This window comes from Mycobacterium sp. TH-M103 (assembly GCF_057473785.1).
This window is the reverse complement of record NZ_JBYCLG010000304.1, coordinates 1-3,866: the sequence shown is the minus strand read 5'-3', so window position 1 is coordinate 3,866 and position 3,866 is coordinate 1. Positions and strand designations below refer to the sequence as shown.

8 protein-coding genes are annotated in these 3,866 nt (G+C 66.9%); 4 read left to right on the top strand and 4 right to left on the bottom strand.

All coding sequences use genetic code 11. The features are described 5' to 3' along the window. Window positions 1-373, top strand: a 373-nt coding sequence (locus AC2VOR_RS17030) for a GMC oxidoreductase (RefSeq protein WP_486964176.1), incomplete at its 5' end; no start/stop codon positions are given. Window positions 374-665: 292 nt separating this feature from the next. Beyond that, a complete protein-coding gene (locus tag AC2VOR_RS17025; protein WP_369738700.1) occupies window positions 666-1,493 on the top strand; it encodes a DUF1906 domain-containing protein in 828 nt (275 codons plus the stop codon). On the opposite strand, the gene AC2VOR_RS17020 is transcribed toward AC2VOR_RS17025, so the two are convergent. The 4 genes from AC2VOR_RS17020 to AC2VOR_RS17005 form a co-directional block, all read right to left on the bottom strand. Next, on the bottom strand, window positions 1,469-1,828 hold the full coding sequence (locus AC2VOR_RS17020) for a hypothetical protein (protein ID WP_486964175.1): 360 nt from the start codon (window positions 1,826-1,828) through the stop codon (window positions 1,469-1,471). The two genes, AC2VOR_RS17025 and AC2VOR_RS17020, sit on opposite strands and share 25 nt — an antisense overlap. Before the next feature lie 220 nt (window positions 1,829-2,048). After that, window positions 2,049-2,477 carry a cellulose-binding domain-containing protein gene (locus AC2VOR_RS17015; protein ID WP_369738698.1) on the bottom strand — a complete coding sequence of 143 codons (429 nt, stop codon included), beginning with the start codon at window positions 2,475-2,477 and terminating at the stop codon, window positions 2,049-2,051. A 123-nt stretch (window positions 2,478-2,600) separates the two neighbouring features. Then, a complete protein-coding gene (locus AC2VOR_RS17010) occupies window positions 2,601-2,918 on the bottom strand; it encodes a hypothetical protein (RefSeq protein ID WP_486964174.1) in 318 nt (105 codons plus the stop codon). Beyond that, window positions 2,891-3,136, bottom strand: a complete 246-nt coding sequence (locus AC2VOR_RS17005; RefSeq protein WP_486964179.1) for a hypothetical protein — start codon at window positions 3,134-3,136, stop codon at window positions 2,891-2,893. Before AC2VOR_RS17005 ends, AC2VOR_RS17010 begins: the two co-directional genes overlap by 28 nt. Here AC2VOR_RS17005 and AC2VOR_RS17000 point away from each other — a divergent pair. Both AC2VOR_RS17000 and AC2VOR_RS16995 read left to right on the top strand, forming a co-directional pair. Next, window positions 3,039-3,488 carry a diguanylate cyclase domain-containing protein gene (locus tag AC2VOR_RS17000; RefSeq protein ID WP_486964178.1) on the top strand — a complete coding sequence of 150 codons (450 nt, stop codon included), beginning with the start codon at window positions 3,039-3,041 and terminating at the stop codon, window positions 3,486-3,488. The two genes, AC2VOR_RS17005 and AC2VOR_RS17000, sit on opposite strands and share 98 nt — an antisense overlap. A gap of 26 nt (window positions 3,489-3,514) precedes the next feature. Next, window positions 3,515-3,866 (top strand): FKBP-type peptidyl-prolyl cis-trans isomerase (locus AC2VOR_RS16995; protein ID WP_486964177.1); only part of this gene is annotated, 352 nt, incomplete at its 3' end.

Sequence of the window (3,866 nt, the reverse complement as noted above, 5' to 3'; positions counted from 1 at the left end):
GCTAATCGCAGTGAAGGGCCTCCGCATGACCCGGCAGATCATGGCGGCGCCGGCTCTCGCCCGCTACCGACCGCAGGAGTTGCTTCCCGGTCCACAGTTCGAAAGTGATGACGAATTATGCCGGGCAGCAACTGAACTCGGAACAACGATCTTCCATCCGGTGGGTACATGCGCGATGGGAGCCTTTGACGCCCGAGGTCGCCCGCGGTCGGCCGTCACAGTGCTCGACTCCGACTGCCGCGTATACCGTGTGGCCGGCCTTCGTGTGGTTGATGCGTCAGCCATGCCCACCATCATTTCCGGCAACACCAACGCGCCGGTGATGCTCATCGCGGAGCGCACAGCGCGGGCGATCCTGGGCTCAATCGGCTGACACTGAGGCATCGAGTCGCTTGCCGTGGCCGGCGGCGACGCCGATCACTGTGACTACCGCGCAGCCAAGGTGACGTCGTCAAGCGCGTCGGCCGGATCTTTTCCCGATGGCAGGTGTGCGGCCACGAGGAGTCTTGACGCCGGGGAATTTCCCCCGGGTCCAATCTCTGGCGGCACTCGAAGTCGGCGTCAGGTCGATGGCATCGCCGGGGGGTCACCACCCGGTATCCATTTGAAATCGTAATCAAGTCGGACCCTACCGTTGACAGCCGACCCATCGTTAACATCGCGCGATGCACAATATTTCCCCGGTGGCCAGCCATGGGCGACCGGGTACGGTTTCCCGGCGTGACGCGCTGCGCTACGCCACTGCGTTGGCAGGGCTGGGTGCCGCATCGGTCGGCTGCGGCATGCCCACGGCGGCCGCCTCGGCTCCCCAGCTGATCGACTTCGCCGCGCACCAGATTCCAGCGCAGGCCATCCGAGCTGCCGGCTATAGCGGGGTGGTCAACTACGTCTCGTTGTCCCGTCCTGGGTCGTCGTTTGGCGCCAAGCCGATCACGCGGCCCTACGCCGAGTCACTGACGGCCGCGGGCTTGGTGATCGTGAGTAACTACCAATACGGCAAGCCGGGTGGGACGGCACCGTCGGACTTCAGGCGGGGCTACGCCGGCGGTATCGCGGACGCGCGCACCGCCTGGCAGCTGCACACCGCGGCAGGCGGGGCCCAGGGTGCGCCGATTTTCTTCACCATCGACGAGGACATCAGCCGCGACACCTGGAATCGCCTCGCGCTGCAGTGGTTTCGTGGAATCAACGCGGTTCTTGGAGTTCAACGAACCGGGATCTACGGGGGCATCAATGCGTGTCAGTGGGCCGCGGCCGATGGCGTTATCGGGTCTTCGAGCACGCCCGGCCGCCGGTGGGCCTGGCAAACTCGAGCCTGGTCCGGCAATCGCGTCTACCCCGCCGCTGTTCTCTACCAGCGCATCGTGAGCACGGCGTCCAATCCCGGCCCTCGGGTCGGAGGATTCGAAGTCGACGTCAACGACGTCCTGGCCCCCGATTGCGGCCAGTGGAACCTCCATCAAACCAGTTATCCGAATGGCGACGTTCGGTAGGTGGTCGCCGGGTCGACGCGCAGGATGTCGCCGCCGTACGTTGCCGCCTGGGCCGTCAGCCGGTCGTCGACGACGAGATCGACGGTGCCGTCGGGCCGCACCTGGACGCCGGTCAGCGCGACCCGCGTGCGATGCGCGTCCAGCTCGATCGCCGTTGCAGCCGTCCGTAATGCCAACCGAACTCCGGACGGCTGCGCCTCGGCTCCGAGCAGCTGCGGGTCGTCGCACTGCGCGCGCGCACGAGCCGGGAGTCGGTGCGGCAGCCAGCCCCACTCGGTGCGCTCGAGCTCGGCGAGACCGAGCAGCATGTCAGCACAGATCTCATGGTGAATCACCTCGACACCGCGACCGTCTGTACGTTTGCCGTTCTCTCTGTACGCCAGGGACGTTGATCATCTCCGTGAACGGCGGCTACACCACGCGCTGGATCCGTCGAGCACCCGTCATGGACCGGCGCAGGGTACGGCCGAGTGAGCCAATGTACCGCAACGGGTTTCCCCGGCGTGGCAACGGCTCCGGGCCTCAGGACGGCCGATCCTGTTTGCGCGGTCGCCGTTAGGTGCACAGATACTGCCGGTTGAGCATGCAATTCTGCGGTGGCGAGTAGGTACCGGTCAGCACGCCTCTCAAGCCGCCCGTGGCTGAACCACCGGGCGCGATGACGCGATTCCAATTGGCGGGGGTGAGCACGAAGTGCGTGCCATATTGCGCAATGGTGCTGTTCCACGTGTGCGTGACGGATTGTCCCGCCGGCATGTCGAATTCGAGCTTCCAATCGGCGAGGGGCGCCGCGGTCGGATTCAGGACGGTGAACCGGGCGATGAACCCGGTCTGCCACGTCGATGTCACCGACAACCTGGCCGCGGGCGCAGCGGCATAAGCTGCGGGGGCAATGGCGAGCCCGAGAATGGCAACCATCAATGCCGACACCGTTGCGTGACGCACTGTGCGCCAGCGCGTCCCGTAATCGTTCCGTCCGGCCATGGCAGCAGACGCTAAGGACACCCAGGTGATCTTGGTTATCGCCCCGCGGGTGCGCTGCAGTATCGTTGTCCAACCGAAACCGTCATGAGATTTTGGCCGCACTCCCCCGTCGGCGGCGCTCGACTAAGCCGCGAAGCCGACGTTCGGCTCATCGTTCGGACCCGAATCGGCCAGTCGCTTTTTGCCGCGGGCTTGTTGGATGCCTTGCCTTGCGGTGGATATGAATTCTTTGATGGTCGCCGGCGCATGTCTGGGTTGCTCTCCGATGGCGCGGGCGGTGGCCCGTAGCGCCAGGGCGGGGGTGTAGAGCATCGAGGGCGGTATGTCGTGGTTCAGTACCTCAAGGAATGCCCGGGTGGCGGCGGGGTCGGCGCTGATCTCACCGGCGCGTGTGTCCTGGCCCTTGAGCTGAGTCACGCGGCCAGCTTGTACCTCGACCACGTCATCTTCGTGACCGCCATTGTCGGGACCGCCGAGTCCTTCGGGCTGGTGACGCGCACCCTGGTGGCCGCGGCGTGCACCGACCCACTGACGGGACTGGTCAACCGGGCCGGCTGGGAGATCGCCACCGCCGATCTGCTGGCGCGGTCCCGGTCGACGGCGTACACCGTCACCGTCATCGCGGTCGACATCGACAACTTCAAACAGATCAATGACACCGACGGACATCTCCGGCGACGAGCACCTGATCCGCTGCGCGGCGCGCTGGCGAGATCTGGCGCCCCGCATTGCGGTCCTGGCCAGGCTCAGCGGCGACGAGTTCGCCTTCTGCATCGTCGACCGTGCGGGACCGGCGCCGGCCGCGGCGGAGCAGTTCGTCGCCGGGGTCCGCCTGCACGCTCCGGACACGAGCGTCGGCACCGCATCGCACAGTGGCGAGACCGCCGACATCGGCGCGCTGCATGCCGCCGGCCTCTAGGCCACCAAGCGCATAAAGCGTCCCGGCACGCGTATGGATGTGGGGCGCGGCGGTCAAGGACGCATGGGGTGGCTGTAGCGTGTCGGCGGTGAAGTCTTCTCAGGTGACTGCCTCCGTCATGCTCGCGGCCGGTGCGACCGCGCTGGCGCTTGTAGGACCGGGCGAGGCGGCCGCCGCCGGCTCGTGCCCGACCACAGCGCCGGCCAACGGGGCAGCGCCCGACTGGACCCTGGCCGGGAACACCGGCAGCGTCGCGGTCACCGGGTCCACGGACACGACGGCCCCGCTCGTGAAGGTGACGACACCGTTCAGCGTCACCCAGACCCAGGTGCACACCCTGCGCGCCGGCAACGGACCGGTGGTCCCTGCCACGGCCCGGGTTTCCGTCTGCTACATGGGCGTCGACGGGCGTGACGGATCGGTGTTCGACAACAGCTACGAACGCGGCGCCCCGGTCGACTTCCCGCTCG